At 67.8% G+C, this 20,551-nt stretch carries 25 protein-coding genes; 13 read left to right on the top strand and 12 right to left on the bottom strand.

What is annotated here, in order from left to right; all coding sequences use genetic code 11:
- The first annotated feature begins 91 nt into the window (after nucleotides 1-91).
- From BXA03_RS17005 to BXA03_RS16990, 4 genes are read left to right on the top strand one after another with little or no spacing between them, the layout of a single operon-like run.
- Nucleotides 92-1,420: a sulfatase family protein gene (locus BXA03_RS17005; protein WP_076510009.1), complete on the top strand. Its 1,329-nt coding sequence runs from the start codon at nucleotides 92-94 to the stop codon at nucleotides 1,418-1,420.
- A gap of 33 nt (nucleotides 1,421-1,453) precedes the next feature.
- Complete coding sequence (locus BXA03_RS17000) at nucleotides 1,454-2,452, top strand: Bug family tripartite tricarboxylate transporter substrate binding protein (protein WP_076510007.1); 999 nt, start codon at nucleotides 1,454-1,456, stop codon at nucleotides 2,450-2,452.
- 34 nt (nucleotides 2,453-2,486) lie between these two features.
- Nucleotides 2,487-2,906 carry a YidH family protein gene (locus tag BXA03_RS16995; RefSeq protein WP_076510005.1) on the top strand — a complete coding sequence of 140 codons (420 nt, stop codon included), beginning with the start codon at nucleotides 2,487-2,489 and terminating at the stop codon, nucleotides 2,904-2,906.
- Entirely contained in the window at nucleotides 2,907-3,236 is a 330-nt protein-coding gene (locus BXA03_RS16990; RefSeq protein ID WP_076510003.1) for a DUF202 domain-containing protein, read from the top strand.
- 155 nt (nucleotides 3,237-3,391) lie between these two features.
- On the opposite strand, the gene BXA03_RS16985 is transcribed toward BXA03_RS16990, so the two are convergent.
- Nucleotides 3,392-3,745: a hypothetical protein gene (locus BXA03_RS16985; protein WP_076510001.1), complete on the bottom strand. Its 354-nt coding sequence runs from the start codon at nucleotides 3,743-3,745 to the stop codon at nucleotides 3,392-3,394.
- A gap of 309 nt (nucleotides 3,746-4,054) precedes the next feature.
- Between BXA03_RS16985 and BXA03_RS16980 the strand changes: the two genes are divergently transcribed.
- From BXA03_RS16980 to arsH, 4 genes are read left to right on the top strand one after another with little or no spacing between them, the layout of a single operon-like run.
- Nucleotides 4,055-4,384 (top strand): ArsR/SmtB family transcription factor, encoded by a 330-nt coding sequence (locus tag BXA03_RS16980; RefSeq protein WP_076510405.1) that lies wholly within the window; start codon nucleotides 4,055-4,057, stop codon nucleotides 4,382-4,384.
- Nucleotides 4,385-4,393: 9 nt separating this feature from the next.
- Nucleotides 4,394-5,497 (top strand): ACR3 family arsenite efflux transporter, encoded by a 1,104-nt coding sequence (arsB, locus tag BXA03_RS16975; RefSeq protein ID WP_076509999.1) that lies wholly within the window; start codon nucleotides 4,394-4,396, stop codon nucleotides 5,495-5,497.
- Complete coding sequence (gene arsC / locus BXA03_RS16970) at nucleotides 5,494-5,916, top strand: arsenate reductase (glutaredoxin) (protein WP_076509997.1); 423 nt, start codon at nucleotides 5,494-5,496, stop codon at nucleotides 5,914-5,916. Before arsB ends, arsC begins: the two co-directional genes overlap by 4 nt.
- On the top strand, nucleotides 5,909-6,631 hold the full coding sequence (gene arsH, locus BXA03_RS16965) for an arsenical resistance protein ArsH (protein WP_076510403.1): 723 nt from the start codon (nucleotides 5,909-5,911) through the stop codon (nucleotides 6,629-6,631). Before arsC ends, arsH begins: the two co-directional genes overlap by 8 nt.
- A 71-nt stretch (nucleotides 6,632-6,702) precedes the next feature.
- Here arsH and BXA03_RS16960 read toward each other — a convergent pair whose 3' ends face one another.
- The 7 genes from BXA03_RS16960 to BXA03_RS16930 form a co-directional block, all read right to left on the bottom strand.
- The gene (locus tag BXA03_RS16960; RefSeq protein WP_076509995.1) at nucleotides 6,703-7,206 is read right to left on the bottom strand and encodes a disulfide bond formation protein B; all 504 of its coding nucleotides are present in this window, start codon (nucleotides 7,204-7,206) and stop codon (nucleotides 6,703-6,705) included.
- Nucleotides 7,203-8,309, bottom strand: coding sequence for a sulfate/molybdate ABC transporter ATP-binding protein (locus BXA03_RS16955; RefSeq protein ID WP_076509993.1), 1,107 nt, complete (start codon nucleotides 8,307-8,309; stop codon nucleotides 7,203-7,205). The genes BXA03_RS16960 and BXA03_RS16955 overlap by 4 nt, the downstream gene beginning before the upstream one ends.
- 69 nt (nucleotides 8,310-8,378) lie before the next feature.
- Nucleotides 8,379-9,284: a sulfate ABC transporter permease subunit CysW gene (gene cysW, locus BXA03_RS16950; protein WP_076509991.1), complete on the bottom strand. Its 906-nt coding sequence runs from the start codon at nucleotides 9,282-9,284 to the stop codon at nucleotides 8,379-8,381.
- Nucleotides 9,281-10,168, bottom strand: coding sequence for a sulfate ABC transporter permease subunit CysT (gene cysT, locus BXA03_RS16945; RefSeq protein WP_076509989.1), 888 nt, complete (start codon nucleotides 10,166-10,168; stop codon nucleotides 9,281-9,283). Before cysT ends, cysW begins: the two co-directional genes overlap by 4 nt.
- A gap of 4 nt (nucleotides 10,169-10,172) precedes the next feature.
- Nucleotides 10,173-11,183, bottom strand: a complete 1,011-nt coding sequence (locus BXA03_RS16940) for a sulfate ABC transporter substrate-binding protein (protein WP_076509987.1) — start codon at nucleotides 11,181-11,183, stop codon at nucleotides 10,173-10,175.
- On the bottom strand, nucleotides 11,180-11,758 hold the full coding sequence (locus BXA03_RS16935) for an RBBP9/YdeN family alpha/beta hydrolase (RefSeq protein ID WP_076509985.1): 579 nt from the start codon (nucleotides 11,756-11,758) through the stop codon (nucleotides 11,180-11,182). The genes BXA03_RS16940 and BXA03_RS16935 overlap by 4 nt, the downstream gene beginning before the upstream one ends.
- A gap of 13 nt (nucleotides 11,759-11,771) precedes the next feature.
- Nucleotides 11,772-12,413, bottom strand: coding sequence for a peroxiredoxin (locus BXA03_RS16930; RefSeq protein WP_017761948.1), 642 nt, complete (start codon nucleotides 12,411-12,413; stop codon nucleotides 11,772-11,774).
- 222 nt (nucleotides 12,414-12,635) lie between these two features.
- Here BXA03_RS16930 and BXA03_RS26585 point away from each other — a divergent pair, with 222 nt between their 5' ends.
- Nucleotides 12,636-12,968, top strand: a complete 333-nt coding sequence (locus tag BXA03_RS26585; protein WP_143476347.1) for a hypothetical protein — start codon at nucleotides 12,636-12,638, stop codon at nucleotides 12,966-12,968.
- On the top strand, nucleotides 12,961-13,509 hold the full coding sequence (locus BXA03_RS16920; protein ID WP_076509981.1) for a P-loop NTPase family protein: 549 nt from the start codon (nucleotides 12,961-12,963) through the stop codon (nucleotides 13,507-13,509). The genes BXA03_RS26585 and BXA03_RS16920 overlap by 8 nt, the downstream gene beginning before the upstream one ends.
- A gap of 10 nt (nucleotides 13,510-13,519) precedes the next feature.
- On the opposite strand, the gene BXA03_RS16915 is transcribed toward BXA03_RS16920, so the two are convergent.
- Nucleotides 13,520-14,446, bottom strand: coding sequence for a LysR family transcriptional regulator (locus BXA03_RS16915; protein WP_369822438.1), 927 nt, complete (start codon nucleotides 14,444-14,446; stop codon nucleotides 13,520-13,522).
- A 118-nt stretch (nucleotides 14,447-14,564) separates the two neighbouring features.
- On the opposite strand from BXA03_RS16915, the gene BXA03_RS16910 reads away from it, so the two are divergent.
- Nucleotides 14,565-15,188, top strand: coding sequence for an FMN-dependent NADH-azoreductase (locus BXA03_RS16910; RefSeq protein ID WP_076509979.1), 624 nt, complete (start codon nucleotides 14,565-14,567; stop codon nucleotides 15,186-15,188).
- A gap of 100 nt (nucleotides 15,189-15,288) precedes the next feature.
- On the opposite strand, the gene BXA03_RS16905 is transcribed toward BXA03_RS16910, so the two are convergent.
- The 3 genes from BXA03_RS16905 to BXA03_RS16895 all read right to left on the bottom strand — a co-directional run bounded on the left by BXA03_RS16905 (nucleotide 15,289) and on the right by BXA03_RS16895 (nucleotide 18,093).
- Nucleotides 15,289-15,846, bottom strand: a complete 558-nt coding sequence (locus BXA03_RS16905; RefSeq protein WP_076509978.1) for an NADPH-dependent FMN reductase — start codon at nucleotides 15,844-15,846, stop codon at nucleotides 15,289-15,291.
- A gap of 139 nt (nucleotides 15,847-15,985) precedes the next feature.
- Nucleotides 15,986-16,903, bottom strand: coding sequence for a serine O-acetyltransferase EpsC (gene epsC / locus BXA03_RS16900; protein WP_076509976.1), 918 nt, complete (start codon nucleotides 16,901-16,903; stop codon nucleotides 15,986-15,988).
- A gap of 170 nt (nucleotides 16,904-17,073) precedes the next feature.
- Entirely contained in the window at nucleotides 17,074-18,093 is a 1,020-nt protein-coding gene (locus BXA03_RS16895) for a sulfate ABC transporter substrate-binding protein (protein WP_076509974.1), read from the bottom strand.
- Nucleotides 18,094-18,261: 168 nt separating this feature from the next.
- Here BXA03_RS16895 and BXA03_RS16890 point away from each other — a divergent pair, with 168 nt between their 5' ends.
- Nucleotides 18,262-18,537 (top strand): oxidative damage protection protein, encoded by a 276-nt coding sequence (locus BXA03_RS16890; protein ID WP_058643489.1) that lies wholly within the window; start codon nucleotides 18,262-18,264, stop codon nucleotides 18,535-18,537.
- 59 nt (nucleotides 18,538-18,596) lie between these two features.
- A complete protein-coding gene (gene mnmC / locus BXA03_RS16885; protein ID WP_076509972.1) occupies nucleotides 18,597-20,498 on the top strand; it encodes a bifunctional tRNA (5-methylaminomethyl-2-thiouridine)(34)-methyltransferase MnmC2/FAD-dependent 5-carboxymethylaminomethyl-2-thiouridine(34) oxidoreductase MnmC1 in 1,902 nt (633 codons plus the stop codon).
- Nucleotides 20,499-20,551 lie beyond the last annotated feature (53 nt).

Below are 20,551 nucleotides of genomic sequence, written 5' to 3'. Positions count from 1 at the left end.
GGGATTTTTATGGTTGGCGCGTGATTTTCAATTTTACGGATGGCTGCGTCCTGCCTAAGCTCGGCCGTTGCTCCTCGCTGTGCACGCTGTCATGACAACCAGACCCAACATCATCTACATCGTCGCCGACGACCTGGGCTATGCCGACCTCGGCTGCTACGGTGGCCGCAGTGCCGACTTCGGCCTCGTGTCCCCGAACATCGACGCCCTGGCCGAAGGCGGCCTGCGCTTCACCGAGGGCTACGCCAACTCGCCCGTCTGCTCGCCCACGCGATTCGCGCTGATGACCATGCGCTACCAGTACCGCCTGCGCGGCGGCATGGAAGAACCGATCAACAGCCGCAGCAAGGGCAGCACCACGCTGGGCCTGCCGCCCGAGATGCCCACCCTACCCTCGCTGCTGCGCGATGCCGGCTACGCCACGGCGCTGATCGGCAAGTGGCATCTGGGTTACCCGCCCAGCTTCGGCCCGCTGCGCTCGGGCTATGACGAGTTCTACGGGATCATGGCCGGCGGCGTGGACTACTTCACCCACTGCTCGGGCCGCGGCGACCACGACCTCTACATCGGCGAGAGCGAGCACCACGAGACGGGCTACCTCACCGATCTGCTCTCCGCGCGCGCCGTGGGCCATGTGCAGGCCCGCGCGGCCGATGCCCGCGCCGGCAAGCCCTTCTTCCTGAGCCTGCACTACACGGCGCCGCACTGGCCCTGGGAGACGCGCGACGATGAGCATGTGGCCGCCGAGACGGCCGCCAACCTGTTCCACCTGGACGGCGGCAACATCCACACCTACCGCCGCATGATCCATCACATGGACGAAGGCATCGGCCAGCTGGTCGCAGCCCTGCGCGCAGAAGGCCTGCTGGAGAACACGCTGATCGTCTTCACCAGCGACAACGGCGGCGAGCGCTTCTCGGACAACTGGCCACTTGTGGGCGGCAAGATGGACCTGACCGAGGGTGGCATCCGCGTGCCCTGGATCGCACACTGGCCCGCCGCCATTCCCGCCGGTACGACCAGCGCCCAGCACTGCATGACCATGGACTGGTCGGCCACGATGCTGGAGCTGGGCGGCGGTGCGCCGCCTGCCGGCCACACGCTGGATGGCGTCTCGCTGGCGGCCGTGCTGCGCGACCCGTCGCAGGGCTTCGAGCGCCCGCTGTACTGGCGCATGAACCACCGCGGCCAGCGCGCCCTGCGCCGCGGGCCCTGGAAGTACCTCAAGGTCGACGAGCACGAGTACCTCTTCGACCTGCGCGCCGACGAGCGCGAACGCGCCAACCTGGCGGCGCGCGAACCTGCACGCTTCCAGGCGCTGCGCGAGGACTGGCTGGCCTGGAACGAATCCGTGCCGGCCATCCCTGACGACGCGGCCGTGAGCCTGGGCTATTCGTACCGCGACATGCCCCAACGCTGAACGTTGCCCCCTCGAAATCCAAGGAGACAGACCATGACCCCTTCCACACGCGCGCCGCTCGCCCACCGCACGGCCCTGGCCGTAGGCCTGGCATTCGTCGGTGCCTTCGCCAGCATCGGTGCCCAGGCCCAGGCCTGGCCCACCAAGACGATCAAGATGATCGCGCCCTCCACCCCGGGCGGGCCGCCCGACGTCTATGCCCGCGCACTGGCCGACTTGATGTCGCGCGACCTGGGCCAGCCCATCGTGGTCGAGAACTCGCCGGCCGTCGGCGGCATGGTGGCCGCACAACAGATGCTGCGCGCGCCCGCCGATGGCTACACGCTGATGGTCAGCACGGCCGGTATGCTGACCATCACGCCCAACGCCAATCCCAAGGCCAAGTACACGCCGGCCGACTTCACGCCCATCTGCCAGGGCGTGGATGCCGGCCTCGTGCTCGCCAGCCACCCGTCGCTGGGGCCGAAGGACTTCAGGGGCCTGCAGCAGTGGCTCAAGGCCGAGAAGACGCCGCCGACCTACTCGTCCTATTCGCCGGGCTCGCCGGCGCACTTTTTGGGTTTCCAGCTGAGCGAGGCGCTGAACGTGCCGATGACGCACGTGCCCTACCGCAGCAGCCCGCAGCAGATCACCGACATGGTGGGCGGCATCGCGCCGCTGGGCTTCGTGCAGATCGCCACCGCCACGCCGCAGATCAAGGCGGGCAAGCTGCTCGCCTTCGCCACCACCGCGCCGACGCGTGCTCCCGAGTTGCCAGATGTGCCCACGGTGCGCGAGCTCGGCCTGCCGCAGTTGGAGACCACCGTGTGGTTCGGCCTGAACGGCCCACCCGGCCTGCCCGCGCCCATTGTCAAACGCCTGACCGAGGCGCACCGTAAGGTGCTGGCTTCGCCGGACTTCCGCAACCGCATGGCGCTCTCGGGCCTCGCGCCCTCGCCCGACATCTGCGGCGATGCCTTCCTCAAGAAGATGAACGACGAGTCCGCGCGCTGGGCGCGCATCGTCAAGGCCACCGGCTTCGTGGCCGACTGAGGCGGCAGTCAGCCCACACACGGATACTCGGGCGATGGCCGAAAACGACCCAGAACGCCACGCAGGTACGCTGCCCCGCATCCAACCCCGGCCGGCATGGCGCTCCAGTGGCGAAGAGCCGGACTACCGGTTCACGCTGGCCAACGAACGCACCTTCCTGGCCTGGATCCGCACCGCGCTGGCCGTGCTGGCGGCGGGCGTCCTGCTCGACCAGTTCTCCACCAAGCTGCAGCCGCACCTGCTGGTGGTCGGCACCGCCATCCTGCTGTGCGGCGTGGCGGGCACGCTGGCGTTGCTGGCGTACACGCGCTGGCGCGACAACGAAGTCTCAATGCGGCACCGCGCTGCGCTGCCCCATTCGCGCATGCTGGCCATCCTGACGGTGGCGGTGGTGCTCATCTGCGCGGTGCTCGCCGTGCTGATGGCGTGGGCCATTGCCATCCATCGCGCCTGAATGTCCACCGCTGCCAGCCGCGATCCGGGCCTGCAGCCCGAGCGCACCACGCTGTCCTGGACGCGGACCGCCGCCGGCCTGCTGCTGAATGCGGTGCTCAATCTGCGCAGCGGCTACGTGCACGATTCCGTGCCGCTGCTGGTGCTCTCCGGCGCGCTTGTCGTGGCCGCCGCGGCCGTTTTCAGCTTCGGTCGGCTGCGGCGGCGCCAGTTGTCGGAGCATGGGCCCGAAGCTCTGGCCGATCCCCTGGCCATGCGGGCCGTGACGACAGCAACGCTGCTGGCCACTGCAACGGGACTGGCGTCCATCCTGCTCGGCCACTTGCGCTGAGGCGCCTGGGAAGCCGAAACGCGCCGTCGCCGGAGGTGCCGCGATCCCAATGAAGAAAGCCCGCATGCTTTCGCACGCCGGCTTTCAAGTCACCTGAAGGCTTCGGCCCACGCCCCGCCCGCTTACAACGGGCGAGGCATCGGGCTGCGGGGAGCTTACAGCGCAGCCTTGCGGTAGACCGACAGGCTGCCCTGGGTGTACTGGGCTGGAATCTTGCTGTTCACGAAGGCCTTGGCGTCCAGGTTGGACGTGGGATTGTGGGCAGCGGCAACGGCTTCGGACTGCACGGCAGCGCGGCTGCGGGGAGCGGCGGGGGCCACGGCCACCTGCTGGCCGACGTATTCCAGGTTTTGCTCGGCACGAGCAGCCTGCACGCCCTGGGCGTTCACTTCGGCGCGGCTGAAGGCCGACACCGGGGCGGTGACGCCTTGGTATTCCTCGGCGCTGGCGCCGGCAACGGCGGCGAACGACAGGGCGGCGAGGGCGATGATCTTCGAGGTCTTGGTCATGATTTTTCTCCTGTAGGCAGGTATTGCGTTGAACAGAGCTGGCAGGGCACCTGCCCCACCGGCTTCGGGTCTGCGTTCAATCGCTGGCCCGTGAGATGAATTGTGGACCGTTGATCTAGGGAAAACCCGAGGCATTGCCGAACGCGGTGTTCCCCGGCGGGAAACAATCCCCGTCCCATCGGCGGATCCATCGTGGGCGGCGTCCGGTACGCAAAGCGCCGCGTGCGTGGGGAAAGCACGGGCGCCTCCACAAGCTCCCGCCAAGGTGCTGGCGCCCAATCAATTCAACAACTCTTGTATCATCGAATGATGACCGAGAACGAAGCCGTGTCCGCCCTCGCCGCCCTGGCCCATCCCCAAAGGCTTCGGGCGTTTCGCGCGCTGGTCGTGGCCGGGCCTCAGGGGTCGACGCCCAGCACGCTGGCCGATCAGCTCGATGTGGCACGCAACACCTTGTCCTTCCATCTGAAGGAACTGGCCCATGCCGCCCTGGTCACCATCGAGCCGCAAGGCCGCAATCTGGTCTACCGCGCCGACTTCACCCGCATGAACGATCTGCTGGGCTACATGACCGAGCACTGCTGTCAGGGCGAAGCCTGCGAAGTCGTGGCAGCAGCCCCGAGATGCACCGCCTGCTGAGCCACGACGATGACCTCACCTTCTCTTTCCACTGGGCGTCCGCCGAGCGCGGCCATGAGCGCCTTCGAGCGCTACCTGACCGTATGGGTCCTGGCCTGCATCGTTGCCGGCATCGCATTGGGCCAATCGGCGCCGCGCGTGTCCGAGGCCATCGGCCGCATGGAAATGGCCCAGGTCAACCTGCCGGTCGGGCTGCTGATTTGGGTCATGGTGATTCCGATGCTGCTCAAAGTGGATTTCGGCGCACTCGGCCAGGTGCGGCAGCACTGGCGCGGCATCGGCGTGACGCTGTTCGTCAACTGGGCGGTCAAGCCCTTCTCGATGGCCCTTCTGGCATGGCTCTTCGTTCGGCATGTGTTCGCGGGCCGGCTGCCGGCCGATCAGCTCGACAGCTATGTGGCCGGCCTCATCCTCCTTGCGGCGGCGCCGTGCACGGCGATGGTCTTCGTCTGGAGCCGGCTCACCGGCGGCGACCCGGTGTTCACGCTGTCGCAGGTGGCGCTGAACGACACCATCATGGTGTTCGCCTTCGCGCCCGTCGTCGGGCTGCTGCTGGGCCTGTCTGCGATCACGGTGCCGTGGGCAACGCTGCTCACCTCCGTGGCGCTGTACATCGTCATCCCGGTCATCCTGGCGCAGTTCTGGCGGCGCGCATTGCTGCGCAAAGGTCAGGCGGCCTTCGATGCGGCCCTGGTGCGCCTGGGCCCGCTGTCGATCGCGGCACTGCTGCTCACGCTCGTGCTCCTGTTCGCCTTCCAGGGCCGCGCCATCCTGCAGCAGCCCCTGGTCATCGCCATGCTGGCGGTTCCTATCCTGATCCAGGTGTTCTTCAACTCGGGCCTGGCCTACTGGCTCAACCGGCGCCTCGGCGAGAAGCACGCCATCGCCTGCCCCTCGGCGCTGATCGGGGCCAGCAACTTCTTCGAGCTGGCCGTCGCGGCGGCCATCAGCCTGTTCGGCTTCCACTCCGGTGCCGCACTGGCCACCGTGGTCGGCGTGCTGATCGAGGTGCCCGTGATGCTGCTCGTGGTGCGCCTGGTCAACCGCTCGCGCGGCTGGTACGAGCGTGGCGGGGCGCCCACTTCCAGACCCCTGCCCCCTCCTGCCCCATGAGCGACATTACGATTTATCACAACCCCGATTGCGGCACCTCCCGCAACGTGTTGGCCCTGATCCGCAACAGCGGCGAGGAGCCCACCATCATCGAATACCTGAAGACGCCGCCGGACCGGCAGACCTTGGTCGGACTGATCACCGCCATGGGCATGCCAGTGCGCGCGCTGCTGCGCGAGAAAGGCACGCCCTACGCCGAGCTCGGGCTCGAGGCTCCAACATGGAGCGACGACCAACTGATCGACCTCATGGGGCGGTACCCCATCCTCATCAACCGCCCCATCGTGGTCACGCCGCTCGGTGCCCGCCTGTGCCGGCCATCGGAGACGGTGCTGGACATCCTGCCGCAGCCCCAGCGCAGCGCATTCAGCAAAGAGGACGGACAGGCGGTCGTCGATGCGGAGGGCCGCCGTGTCTGAAACCCTGCCCGACCTTCCCCAAGTCGAGGCTGCGCTCCTGCAGGCACCCGACGCGGCGCGCCTGTTCACGCCTGCTCGCAGCACGCACGCGCCTCGCTTCCTGCTGCTGTACGGCTCGCTGCGCGAGCGCTCCTACAGCCGCCTGGCCACCGAGGAAGCCGCGCGCGTCCTGCGGGCGCTCGGCGCCGAGACACGCATGTTCAACCCATCGGGCCTGCCGCTGGTCGACGATGCGCCGGCGGACCACCCCCGGGTGCAGGACCTGCATGCACTCACGCAGTGGGCCGAGGGGATGGTGTGGTGCTCGCCCGAGCGCCACGGCGCCATGACGGGCCTGATGAAGACGCAGATCGACTGGATCCCGCTGTCGGTCGGCGCGGTGCGTCCGACGCAGGGCAAGACGCTGGCCGTGATGCAGGTCTCGGGCGGCTCCCAGTCCTTCAATGCCGTCAACCAGATGCGCGTGCTGGGTCGGTGGATGCGCATGCTGACCATCCCCAACCAGTCCTCGGTCGCCAAGGCCTATCAGGAGTTCGACGAGGCAGGCCGCATGAAGCCCTCGGCCTACTACGACCGGATCGTCGACGTGATGGAGGAACTGGTGAAGTTCACACTGCTCACCCGCGACGTGGCGCCCTACCTGGTCGACCGCTACAGCGAGCGCAAGGAGAGCGCCCAGGCGCTGACCCTGCGCGTGGATCAGGCCAGGCTCTGACGGCGCCTCTTCACGAACGCCCCGCCTGGCAAGTCATGCACCAGAGCGGGGCCGGCGGGCAGGTCCGGGGTTCAGAAACGGCGATGCTGGCGCTGGAACAGCAGCGCCACGAACACCAGCCCGAACACGACGAAGCACAGGAAGGACCAGTTCGCGATGGACAGGCCCAGGAAGGTCCAGTCGATCTGCGAGCAATCGCCGCTGCCGCGGAAGATCATGGGCACCACGCGCTGCAGCGGGAAGGTCTCGATCATTCCGTAGATGTCTCGGCCGCAGCTCGCGAACTCGGGCGGATGCCATTGCAGCCAGCTCTGCCGTGCCGCCGTGAATGCCCCACCCGCGGCGAAGACCAGGGCCACGAAGCCCCAGAACTTGCGCAGGCCGTTGCCCCCGGTGGCGGCCGCCAGCGCGCTGAACACCGCCACGAGGATCAGCGCATAGCGCTGGACGATGCACATGGGGCAAGGCTCAAGACCCACCACATGCTGTAGATACATGCCGAAGGCCAGCATGGCCACGCAGGCCGCGGCGATGAGCCCGTGAATGCGCCGGGGCGCGCCAAATAGTTGGTTCAAATCCCTGATCCTTGGTCGACGAAGACGCGGGCCCGGCGCGGGCTCGCGACCACAGTGTCGCCCTCGCGCAGACCCAACTCGCGGAACTGCTGGGCAGGAATCTGCACCTCGATCAACGTTCCACCTCCGGGATTATCCGGATTCGTTTCCACCGGTTCGAGTTCCATGCGCGCAATCGGTCCGACCACGATGGCCCGGGTAAGGCGCGCGACGATGCCATGGACGTGCAACTGGCCAGCAACGTACGGCGCGATGTCGAAGTCGTGCGGGCGCACGTACGCCAGCGCCTTGGCATCCTGCGCGAGGTCCGCCTCCGTCGCAGCAAAGCGCATGCCCTGCTGCAGCTCGACCTCGCCCTCGTGGGCGCGGCCGTGGAACAGGTTCACATCGCCCAGGAAACCGTAGACGAAGGGGCTCGCCGGATGGTCCCAGACCTCCTGCGGCGAGCCGACCTGTTCGATGTGGCCGCTGTTCATCAGCACCACACGGTCGGCAACCTCCAGCGCCTCTTCCTGGTCGTGCGTGACGAAGATCGAGGTGACATGCAGCTCGTCGTGCAGCCGGCGCAGCCAGCGGCGCAGCTCCTTGCGCACCTTGGCATCCAGTGCGCCGAAAGGCTCGTCCAGCAGCAGCACCTTCGGCTCCACCGCCAGCGCGCGCGCCAGGGCGATGCGCTGGCGCTGGCCGCCCGACAGCTGCGCCGGATAGCGGTCGGCCAGCCAGTCCAACTGGACCAGCTTGAGCAGGTCCAGCACCTTGGCTTTGATCTGCGCGTCGCTGGGTCGCTCGCTGCGCGGCTTGATGCGAAGCCCGAAGGCCACGTTCTCGAACACCGTCATGTGCCGGAACAGCGCGTAATGCTGGAACACGAAGCCCACCTGCCGCTCGCGCACATGCACGTCGGTGGTGTCCTCGCCGCTGAACAGGATGCTGCCGGTGTCGGCCGTCTCCAGGCCCGCGATGATGCGCAGCAGCGTGGTCTTGCCGCAGCCCGAGGGGCCCAGCAGCGCGAACAGCTCGCCCGAATCGATGTTCAGGCTGACGTCGCGCAGCGCATGGAAGTCGCCGAAGCGCTTGCTGACGTTGCGGATTTCGATGCTCATGGTTGGCTAACTCTTATTCTGTTCTGGCGCCCCGCCATGCAGGCGGCGGGGCCCCTGTGGAAAGCGGACTCACGCAGTAGGCGCCGGCCGTTCGGGGGGCAGTTCGGCCAAGGCCTTCATCTCCCGCTCATGGCGCCATTCGGCCACCGTCTTGATCACGAGCGTGACCAGGGCCAGCACCGCCAGCAGCGAGGCCACGGCGAAGGCGGCGACGGACTGGTACTCGTTGTAGAGCACCTCCACATGCAGCGGCATGGTGTTGGTCTGGCCGCGGATGTGGCCCGAAACCACCGACACCGCGCCGAACTCGCCCATGGCCCGTGCGTTGCACAGGATCACGCCGTACAGCAGGCCCCACTTGATGTTGGGCAGCGTCACGTGCCAGAAGGTTTGCCAGCCGCTCGCGCCCAGCACGATGGCGGCCTGCTCCTCCTCGGTGCCCTGCGCCTGCATCAGCGGGATCAGCTCCCGCGCGATGAATGGGAAGGTCACGAACACGGTCGCCAGCACGATGCCGGGCACGGCGAAGATGATCTTGATGTTGTGCTCCGACAGCCAGGGCCCCAGCCAGCCCTGGGCGCCGAACACCAGCACGTAGATCAGGCCGGCCACCACCGGCGACACGGCAAAGGGCAGGTCCACCAGCGTCGTGAGGAAGGCCTTGCCCTTGAACTCGTACTTGGCGATGGCCCAGGCCGCCGCCACGCCGAACACCAGGTTCAGCGGCACGGAGATGGCCGCCACGATCAGCGTCAGCTCGATGGCGGACCAGGCGTCCGGCTCCTTCAGCGCCTCCACATAGGCGCCCCAGCCCTTGCGCAGCGCCTCGGTGGCGACGGCGGCCAGCGGCAGCACCAGGAAGAAGAACATGAAGATCAGCGCCAGGCCGATCAGCGTCCAGCGCACGGCGGGCGATTCGGTTGTGCCCGCGCGCACGCGCCCAGTGCCGGCGCGCATGCCTGTCGTACCGCTCATGCCGACACCCCCCGCTTGCGCTGCCAGGCCTGGAGCGCGTTGATGACCAGCAGCATCAGGAAGGAGAAGACCAGCATGACCAGCGCCACGGCGGTGGCGCCCTGGTAGTCGTACTGCTCCAGCTTGCCGATGATGATGAGCGGCGTGATCTCGGAAATCATGGGCATGTTGCCGGCGATGAAGATGACGGAGCCGTACTCCCCGATGGCGCGGGCGAAGGCCATGGCGAAGCCGGTGAGCAGGGCCGGCGTGATCGAGGGCAGGATCACCAGCCGGAAGGTCTGCCAGCGCGTGGCGCCCAGCGACGTGGCGGCTTCCTCCAGTTCCTTCTCGGTGTCTTCCAGCACCGGCTGAACCGTGCGCACCACGAAGGGCAGGCCGATGAAGATCAGCGCGATCACCACGCCGGCCGGCGTGAAGGCCAGCTTGATGCCCAGCGGCTCCAGGTACTGGCCGATCCAGCCGTTGCCGGCCAGCAGCGCCGTGAGCGAGATGCCGGCCACGGCGGTGGGCAGCGCAAAGGGCAGGTCCACCAGCGCGTCGACGAGCTTCTTGCCCGGAAACTTGTAGCGCACCAGCACCCAGGCCACCAGCAGCCCGGCGAACAGGTTGACCAACGCGGCCAGGAAGGAGGCGCCGAAGGTCAGCCGGTACGAGGCCAGCACGCGCGGTGCGGTGACGGCCACCCAGAACTGATCCCAGCTCATGGTGAAGGTCTTGAAGACCAGCGTGCTGAGCGGAATCAGCACGATCAGGCACAGATAGAAGATCGTGTACCCGAGCGTCAGGTGAAAGCCCGGCAGCACGCGCTTGGCGCCGCCGGCCCTTGAACGAGAAACCGGCGCTGCCGGGGTCGGCAGCGCCGGTGAAGTCACACCAGCCATGGAATCAGCGCGTGCCTGGGGTGTAGAGCTTGTCGAACTGGCCGCCGTCGTTGAAGTGCACCTTCTGCGCTTCACCCAGGCTGCCGAAGAGCTCCTGCACCGTGAACAGCTGCAGGGGCTTGAAGGTGTCGGCATGCTTCTTCAGCACGGCCGGCGAACGCGGACGCAGCGCATGCTTGGCGGCGATCTCCTGCGCCTCGTCCGAGTACAGGTAGTTCAGGTAGGCCTTGGCCAGCTCACCCGTGCCCTTCTTGGCCGTCGTGCGCTCGACCACCGCGACGGGGTTCTCGGCCAGGATGCTGATGCTCGGGTAGACGGCATCGACCTTGCCGGTGCCGAAGTCGCGGTCGATGGAGACCACCTCGGATTCGAAGGTGATCAGCACGTCGCCGATGCTGCGTTGCAGGAAGGCGGTGGTGGCATCGCGGCCGCCGCGGGCCAGCACCGGCACGTTCTTGAACAGCTTGCCGACGAATTCGGCGGCCTGGGCGTCGGTGCCGCCCTTCTTCTTCACGTAGCCCCAGGCGGCCAGATAGGCATAGCGGCCATTGCCGCCCGTCTTGGGGTTGACGACCACGACCTGCACGCCGGGCTTGATCAGGTCGTCCCAGTCCTTGATGCCCTTGGGATTGCCGTTGCGCACCAGGAACAGCATCGTCGAGGTGGTGGGCGAGGCGTTGTCGGGGAATTTCTTGGTCCAGTCCTTGGCCACCACGCCCTTGTCGGCCAGGAAGTCGATGTCGGTGCTGGTGTTCATCGTCACCACGTCCGCGTCGAGGCCGTCGGCCACCGAGCGGGCCTGGGCGCTGGAGCCGCCGTGCGACTGGTCGATCTTGACGTCCTTGCCGGTGGTCTTCTTGTAATGGGCGACGAAGGCAGCGTTGTAGTCCTTGTAGAACTCGCGGGCCACGTCGTACGACGCGTTCAGCAGCTGGTTCTGGGCGAAGGCATTGCCGGCGAAGGCCGAGGCGGCCACCGTCAGGGCCGCGGCGAAGGTCTTGATCTTGGAATTCATAAGGTCGCGGAGTGTTGCACGGAAGACCGATCCCCGGCCGTCAGACGGCTGGGGGCATCGGTCAGGGATTCGAGCAGCGCCAGCCCGAGCGGCCAGTCGCCGTGGCCCGAATCCACGTTGATGTGGCCCGCATTCTGGATGCGGACGAATTCGCTGCCCCAGGCCCGGGCATAGGCACCGGCCAGGCGCACCGGGCAGAAGGGGTCGGTGGTGCTGGCCACGACGATGCTGCGGTAGGGCAGGCGCGCGTATGGAACGGGCGCGAAGTCGACCAGCGCGGCACGGCGTTCCGGATCGGCCGGCGCCACCAGCAGCGCGCCCTCGACGCGGGCCGCGGCCTCGGCGCCCAGGTGGCTGGTCGCGATGCAGCCCAGGCTGTGCGCCGCGATCACCACCCGCTCCGGCCGCGACAGGATCAGCCGCTCCAGCGTGCCGACCCAGGCCTCGCGCCGGGGCGACACCCAGTCGTCCTGCATCACGCGCTCGGCGTCCTGCAGGCGCTCGGCCCACAGGCTCTGCCAGTGGCCAGGGCCGGAGTCGCGCCAGCCCGGCACGATGATGATGCGCTGCGTCATGGCCGCGGGCGGCTCACTTGTTGGGCTGCGGCGTCACGCGCAGATAGGGCCGCACCGCGTTCCAGCCCTTGGGGAAGCGGGCCTTCAGCTCTTCCGGGTCCTGGATGCTGGGCACGATCACCACGTCGTCGCCGTCCTTCCAGTTGGCGGGCGTGGCGACCTTGTGGCTGTCGGTGAGCTGCAGCGAGTCGATCACGCGCAGGATCTCGTCGAAGTTGCGACCGGTGCTCGCCGGGTAGGTGATGGTGGCGCGCACCACTTTCTTGGGGTCGATGATGAACACGCTGCGCACCGTGGCGGTGGCCGAGGCATTCGGGTGGATCAGGTCGTACAGCTCGGCCACCTTGCGGTCGGCGTCGGCCAGGATCGGGAAGTTGACCGTGGTGTTCTGCGTCTCGTTGATGTCGCCAATCCATTCCTTGTGCTTGTCGGCCGGATCGACGCTGATGGCGATGGGCTTGACCCCGCGCTTGGCGAATTCGCCGCCCAGGGCCGCGGTCTTGCCCAGCTCGGTGGTGCACACCGGGGTGAAGTCGGCGGGGTGCGAGAACAGCACCACCCACGAATCGCCCGCCCAGTCGTAGAAATGGAGCGCGCCCTCGGAGGAATCCTGGGTGAAGTCGGGGGCGGTGTCACCGAGTCGCAGCGTGGCCATGGCGTGATCCTCTGTCAGGTGGAAGCAAGGGAGTCTGGATTCTGAAGACAAGCGCTTCGATCACAAACGAATATCTCCTTGTTTGGTTATGCCAAAGCAAGCATGAAGCCTTCAGCTTGGGCAGGCCGACCCTGAGCCGCAGGTCGGGCAGGTCGCGCGAGTCGACAAGCCAACGCCACTGAGGCTTTACAGTTCACGCCCCCAAAAATTTAGCGGCACCTCATGGCGGCTCGCACGCAAATCCTCGACGCAGGCCAAGCACTCGCGCCTTGGAGACATGAACTCGAGGACTTGGCAGCGCAGGCGCCGAGCGCGATCGGGCGCCTGCTGCCCCTGACCGAACTGGACGTTCTTGGTTGTCCTTCCACACTGGTAATCCCCGAACTCGGCGTCAACGGCTATGTGGAGAACGGCCATTTGCTCCATCTGGAACTCGACCCTCCCAACCCGAACTCTGCCAGCCGGCATCGCACCGCCATCCCGGCACTTCTCGCCCATGGTGGCCAGCCGTCGGCAGAGCTCTGGGGCAATACACGCAGAGCATCGGATGACTGACATAACCGCCACCTCGCTGTCCCAGCTCGGCCCCCGCATCTGCATCCTGGGCCCCTCGAACAGCGGCAAGTCGACCCTGGCAGCGGCGATCGGCCGGTCGCGGGATCTGCCGCCAGTGCACCTGGACCAGCTCTACCACCAGCCCGGTACCGACTGGCAGCCTCGACCCCGCGCCGAATTCGTTGCCCTTCACGACCAAGCGATTCAAGGCGAGCGCTGGGTGATGGACGGCAACTACACGCAATGCCTCCTCCAGCGGCTGGCCCGCGCCACCGGTTTCATCCTGCTGGATGCGAGCACGCCGCTCAGCATGTGGCGGTATGTGCGCCGCTGCTGGTTCGACACCGACCGCAAGGGCGCGCTCGAAGGCGCGAAGGACAGCGTCAAATGGTCGATGCTGCGCTACATCGCCGTGGTCACGCCCGCTAACCGAAGGCGCTACGACGCCCTGTTCGGCGAGGTGGCCCTGCCGAAGGTGCGGCTGGCGACGCCCCCGGCACTCGCCCACTTCTACCGCAAGGAAGGCTTGCGCTCCCGTTGAAAGGCGGGCGTCACACAGACCCCGTCCGATTCGGCGCCTCGGCCAGCACCTCGCCGAGAAAGTCCAGCACCGCTCGGACGGCCGGCACCAGCGCCCGCCGCGGCGTGAACATGGCATGCACAAGGCCGGGCGGCGGCTGCCAGTCGGGCAGTACCGACTGCAGCCTGCCCGCCTGCAGGGCCTCGCGGCAGAGGTAGTCGGGCAGGAAGCCGATGCCCACGCCCTGCTCCACCGCGAAGCTGAGCGTCAGCAGGTCGTTCGCCAGGTAGCGCGGCGTCTGCATCAGCAGATGGGTGGCGCCGCCCGGGCCCTGCAGCAGCGTGCCGGCCCGGGCATCCGCGGCCGACATCGAGACGCACTCCACCTGCTCCAGCGACTCCGGATGCGTCAGTGGCTCGTGCCGCGCCAGCAAGGCCGGCGTGCCGACCAGCAGCAACTTGCTGCGCCCGAACACGCGCGATGCGAGCGTCGCGCTGTTCTCGACTTCGTTGCGCACGCGCAGTGCGATGTCCACGCCCTCTTCCACCGGGTCCACCGGTCGGTTCATCACCCGCATTTCCAACTGCACACCCGGATGGCGCCGGAAGAATTCCGGCAGCGCCGGCCCCACGTTACTCTGCGCCAGCGTGACGGGACAGCTCAGCCGGACCAGGCCGCGCGGCTCCTTGCGCACCTGCGCCACCTCGGCGGCGCCTGCCTCGGCCGCCTCGCGCACGGCGATGCAGTGGCGCAGGTAGACCTCGCCGGCGGGCGTCAGCGACAGCCGGCGCGTGCTGCGCTGGAGCAACTGGACGCCGAGGGAGGCCTCCAACTGTGCGATGCGGCGGGACAGGCGCGACTTGGGAATGTCCAGTGCGCGGCTGGCAGCGCTGAAGCCGCCGCGCTCGACGACCTCGGCAAAAAAAACGAGGTCATTGAGGTCCTGCAGGGAGTTCATTGTTCCATCCAAAGAACGAATGGTCCCGATTCTGGCGACTTATCGGTCTTCTGTCCCAGTTTTAGACTTCTCGCGTGCCCGAATTCCGTCGGGCCTGCCTCTTTCAGGAGTGAAGAACATGAAACTGCTGCACATCGATTCCAGCGTACTTGGCGCCAATTCCGTCTCCCGTCTGCTCACGGCCGAAGTGGTCCGCGACTGGGTGGCCGCCCATCCCGGCACTGAGGTGGACTATCTGGACGTGGTGGCCAACGCCCCCGCCCACTTCGGCCCGGACGCTCTGGGTGTGAAGGTGGGGGCCGAAGCCACCACCGACGCCCAGAAGCAGGAGAACGCCGTCTCCGAAGCGCTGGTCCGCCAGTTCCTGGCCGCCGACGTGATCGTCGTGGGTGCCCCCCTGTACAACTTCTCGATCCCCAGCCAGCTCAAGGCCTGGATCGACCGCCTGGCCCAGCCCGGCCGCACCTTCAAGTACACCGAAAAGGGTCCGCAAGGCCTGGCCACCGGCAAGACCGTGATCGTGGTGTCCACCCGTGGCGGGCAGTACTCCACCTCCGAGGCAGGTCAGGCCGCCGAGCACCAGGAAAGCTACCTGAAGGTGGTCTTCGGGTTCTTTGGCATCACCGACGTGCGCTTCGTGCGTGCCGAAGGTCTGGCCATGGGCGAGTCGGCACGTGCTGCGGCGCTGGAAGCCGCCCGGGCCGCGATCCCCAAGGCTGCCGAAGCCGCCGTCGCCGCCTGAAGGCAGCCGCAGCATCGTTGAGTCTTGGCTGGCCTTGCGTGGCAGGGCTGCCAGGGCCAGCGCGGGTGAGCGGTTTGCAGCCTTACGCGCGAAGGACGGTTCAAACGCTCGCGTGTCGCTTGACCCACGCAACGTACTTGTCCATCCATCCCTGCAAGAACTTGCGCGTCCCCTCGTTGCCGATGTGGCCCTTCTCGTCGAACAGGTCGTCCTTGTTCTGGATGAAGGCCTCGGGCTGACCCAGCGTCGGCACGTCGAGGTAGGCCAGCACGTTGCGCAGGTGCTGTTGCGCCAGCGCCGTGCCGATGGCGCCCGGCGAGATGCCGATCACCCCGGCCGGCTTGCCGCCCCAGGCGTTCTGGCCGTAGGGCCGGGAGCCGTGGTCCAGCGCGTTCTTCAGCACGCCGGGAATCGAACGGTTGTACTCGGGCGTGACGATCAGCAGGCCCTGGGCGCGGGCGATCTCGGTCTTGAGCTGCTGCACCTCGGCCGGCTGCTTGCCGTCGAAGTCCTGGTTATAGAGCGGCAGGTTGTCGATGCGCAGGTGCTCGAAGGTGAAGTCCTCCGGCGCCAGCGCCGCCAGCGCCAGGGCCAGCTTGCGGTTGAGGGAATCCTGGCGGATGCTGCCGACCAGGACGGCGATGCGATATTGGCTCATCGAAGACGCTCCTCTTGCGGGATGGACACGAAAAGCCTCGATGCTGGGCGAGCGTGGTCGGCATGTCTGTCAGTCGCCGTCGCAAGCACCGCCGCTTACATCCACCGCCCCACGATCGGGACGGCCCATCGCATCACGCTCAGCAGTCACCCGGCCGTGAGCCGCGGTTCTTCTGCAGGCTGGCCTGCGTGACAGAGGCGCCTGGCAACACGTCGTCCGTCACCCACACATTGCCGCCGATGGTGGCGCCCTTGCCGATGGTTACGCGCCCCAGGATGGTGGCGCCGGCGTAGATCACCACGTCGTCCTCCACCACGGGGTGACGCGGCAGACCCTTCTGCGGATGGCCGTTCTCGTCGGTGGGGAAGCGCTTGGCCCCCAGCGTGACCTGCTGGTACAGCCGCACATGCTGGCCGATCACGGCCGTCTCACCGATCACGATGCCGGTGCCGTGGTCCATGAAGAAGCCGGCGCCGATGGTCGCACCTGGATGGATGTCGATGCCCGTCTGCGCATGGGCGCGCTCGGCCACCATGCGCGCCAGCAGCGACAGCCCCAGCCGGTAGAGCGGATGCGCGATGCGGTGGTGGATCATGGCCGTCACGCCCGGATAGCACAGCAGCACCTCGTCGACGCTCTGCGCGGCCGGGTCGCCCTGGTAGGCGGCCATGACGTCGGTGTCGAGCAACGCGCGGATCGCGGGCAACTGCAGCGCAAATTCGCGGGTGCGCTGCCCGGCGTCGGCGCGCAGTTCGGCAGGGGTCACGGCATCGAGGCGGCGCACATGCCGAAGTTCCTGCACGGCCTGCTCCTGCAGTTGGCGCAGCGCCTGATCGATGGTGTGCGCAACGTAGAAGTCCTCGCCCTCCTCGCGCAGGTGGGCGGGGCCCAGTCGCATGGGAAAGAGCGCGCCGATCAGGCTCTCGACCACTTCGTCCACGGCGGCACGCGAGGGCAGTTGCCGCTCGCCGCCAGCCACACGCTGCTGGGCGTGGCGCCAATCGTTGCGCACCTGGCGCAGGGACGAGACGATTTCATCGATGGGAAAGGCGGACATAGGCGTGGGCGCGGCAGTGACAAAAGGGCCGCCCGGAAGGCGGGGCGCCTATTCTGCGCGACTGGCCGTGTGCCCGCCTTGTCCCTGACGCGGTGGGTGAATCCGCCCACCCTGCATCGCGGCGACGCAGTCCGTGGCAGGGCGTGGGGCGCCCCCTGCCACGCAGCGTCTCACTTCTGCTTGTTGGTGTATATCTGGTCGAAGGAGCCGCCGTCCGCAAAGTGCGCCTTGTCGGCCTTAGCCCAGCCGCCGAAGGCCTCGTCGATGGTGAACAGCGCCAGCTTGGGGAACTGCGCGGCGTACTTCGCCTTGGCCTTGTCGCCCGTGGGACGGTAGTAGTTGCGGCCGGCGATGTCCTGGCCTTCGTCCGAGTACAGGTACTTGAGGTATTCCTCGGCCACGGCACGGGTGCCCTTGCGGTCGACCACCTTGTCGACCACGGCCACCGAGGGCTCGGCCAGGATAGAGATGGACGGCACCACGATGTCGAACTTGTCCGGGCCGAACTCCTTCACGGCCAGGAAGGCCTCGTTCTCCCAGGCCAGCAGCACGTCACCCACGCCGCGCTGCACGAAGGTGATGGTGGCGCCGCGCGCGCCCGTGTCGAGCACCGGCACGTTCTTGAACAGATTGCCGATGTATTCCTTGGCCTTGGCGTCGCTGCCGTACTTGCGCTTGGCATATTCCCAGGCCGCGAGGTAGTTCCAGCGGGCGCCGCCCGAGGTCTTGGGGTTGGGCGTGATCACCTGCACGCCGGGCTTGACCAGGTCGTCCCAGTCCTTGAGGCCCTTGGGGTTGCCCTTCTTCACCAGGAAGACGATGGTCGAGTTGTAGGGCGCCGAGTTGTGCGGCAGGCGCTTTTGCCAGTCGGCCTTGACCAGGCCGCCATGCTCGACCAGCGCGTCGATGTCGCCGCCCAGGGCCAGCGTCGCCACGTCGGCGTCGATGCCGTCGATGATCGAGCGGGCCTGCTTGCCCGATCCGCCGTGCGACTGCTTGACCACCACGTCCTGGCCGGTCTTGCCCTTCCAGTACTTGGCGAAGGCCTTGTTGTAGTCCACATACAGCTCGCGCGTCGGGTCGTACGACACGTTGAGCAGCGTCACGGTCTGCGCCCAGGCCGGCAGGGACAAGGCTGCGACAGCGCCGGCGGCGAGGGAAAGCTTGATAAAGTCACGGCGGAAATTCATGTTCATGCCTTGTTGTGCATAAGGTCGATGACTTGAATTCTGGATATCGCATAAGGAAAGGGGAACGACGGAGTTCTCAGTTCTAAATAGCGAAATCAGCTAAGCCGGTCGTCCCTGCTCGCACCGCACCCCTCCCACCGTCTCTCTCTCTACACAAGAAAGCCCCCCATGGCACGCATGGTTCAATGCATCAAGCTCGGCAAGGAAGCCGAGGGCCTCGACTTCCCGCCCTACCCTGGCGAACTCGGCAAGCGCATCTGGGAGAACGTCAGCAAGGAAGCCTGGGCCGCCTGGCTCAAGCACCAGACCATGCTGGTCAACGAGAACCGACTGAACCTGGCCGATGCCCGCGCCCGCCAGTACCTGGCGCGCCAGATGGAAAAGCATTTCTTCGGCGACGGCGCCGACGCTGCCCAGGGCTACGTGCCCCCGCCGGCGGCCTGACCACCGCGCCCAGCCCGCGGCTTCCCGGCTGCGCCTGCGATGCGCGGCCGGTCTTCGACATGAGCCACATCCTCATCTGGAACGATGAAGGCCAGCCCTTCAGCCCTCGTTTCCAGGACGTCTACCACTCCATCACCGGCGCCTTGGCCCAGGCACGCCACGTGTTCCTGGGCGGCTGTGGCCTGCCTGGCGCCTGGGCCGATGCGCCGCAGTGGCGCGTGCTGGAGACGGGCTTCGGCCTCGGCCTCAATTTCCTGGCCACCTGGCATGCCTGGCGCGAGGATGCCCAGCGCCCGCAGATCCTGCATTTCGTCTCGGTCGAGGCCTATCCGGTCTCGGCTGCGGACATCCGCCGTGCGGTGGCGCCCTACCCCGAACTTCTTGCACTGGGCGAGCAACTCGCGGCCCAGTGGCATGGCCTGTTGCCGGGCTTCCACCGCCTGGCTTTCGAGAACGGCCGCGTGCTGCTGACGCTGTGCATCGGCGATGCGCGGTCCATGTTGCGGGCGCATCAGCCCTTCGAGGCGGACAGCCTGTTCCTCGACGGCTTCAGCCCCGGCGTGAATGCCGACATGTGGTCGCCCGAGGTGTTCAAGACCGTGGCGCGCTTCTGCCGGTCCGGCACTGCCGTGGCCACCTGGACCGTGGCGCGCGCCGTGCGCGATGCCCTGGCGCCCCTGGGCTTCGTGGTGGAGAAGGCGCCCGGCCTGCCGCCCAAGCGCGACTGCCTGCGCGGCCGGTACGCGCCCGCCTGGCCGGTGCGACGCAGGCCTCAGGTCGAAGACGCCGAGCGCGTGCTCTCACCCGGGCACTGCGCCGTGGTCGGCGCGGGCCTGGCCGGTGCGGCAGTGGCCCATGCGCTCGCGCGTCGCGGCTGGCGGGTGACCGTGCTGGATGCCGCCCCCCACCCGGCCGCCGGCGCCTCAGCGCTGCCGTTCGGGCTGATGGCCCCGCATGTCTCGCCCGACGACGCGCTGCTCTCGCGCCTGACCCGCGCTGGCATCCGCGCGACATGGGCGCAGCTGACCACGCTGGGCCTGACCGAAGGCACCGACTGGGCGGCCACTGGCGCGGTGGAGCGCCGCGATGTCACGTCCCTGCGCCTGCCGCCGGAATGGGGGCAGAGCGGCCACTGGAACGAGACCACCATCGCGACGGCCGACCCGCTCGGCCGTGCAGGCCTGCCGGAGGACACGCCCGCGCTCTTCCATGCCCGTGCCGGGTGGGTGAAGCCGCACCGCCTGGTGGCAGCTTGGCTGGCTCATCCGGACATCGCATTTCGCGGCGGTGCCGAGGTGGCTGCCGTCGGGCCTGCCCAGCAGAACGGGTGGTTGCTCCGCGACGGCGATGGCCAGGTGCTTGCACAGGCCGACCGCGTTGTCTTCGCCGCCGGCCCCGGCACACGGCGCTTCGCGCCCGCCCTGCCGTTGCAACCGGTGCGCGGCCAGATCGTCTGGGGCGAGCTGAGTGCAGACATCGGCGCCGCCGTGGCGTCCATCCCGGTCAACGGCGATGGACACCTCATCGCCCAGGTCCCGGCCGACAACGGCGGGGCATCGCTGTCCATCGCCGAAGATTCGGCGGTACCGCGGCTGTGGATGAGCGGCTCGACCTACGAGCCGGGCGACACCGGTACCGACGCGCGACCCGCCGACCGCGCGCACAACCTCGCGCGCCTTGCGCGTCTTCACCCGTCGCTCGCCACGAAGATGCTCGCGGCGCAATCCCCGGTGCACGACTGGGCGGGCGTGCGTTGCGCCTCTGCCGACCGCCGTCCGCTGGTCGGTCCGATCGATCCCGACGCCCCGGCCGGCCCCTGGGTGTGCACGGCGCTGGGGTCGCGCGGCCTGAGCTTTGCTGCGCTCTGCGCCGAACTGCTGGCCGCCCGCTGGCACGGCGAACCGCTCCCCGTGCCGGCAGCCCAGGCTCGCGCGATGGACACCCGCCGCCTCTGGCGCTGAGCCCCGGACGCACGCGTCCACTGTCCCCACCCGGTCAGACTGCGCCTGTTCCA

This window comes from Pseudacidovorax sp. RU35E, from assembly GCF_900156165.1.
Lineage (GTDB): Bacteria > Pseudomonadota > Gammaproteobacteria > Burkholderiales > Burkholderiaceae_C > Xenophilus.
The sequence above is the reverse complement of the archived record's forward strand: the minus strand, read 5'-3'. Positions and strand labels throughout refer to the sequence as shown.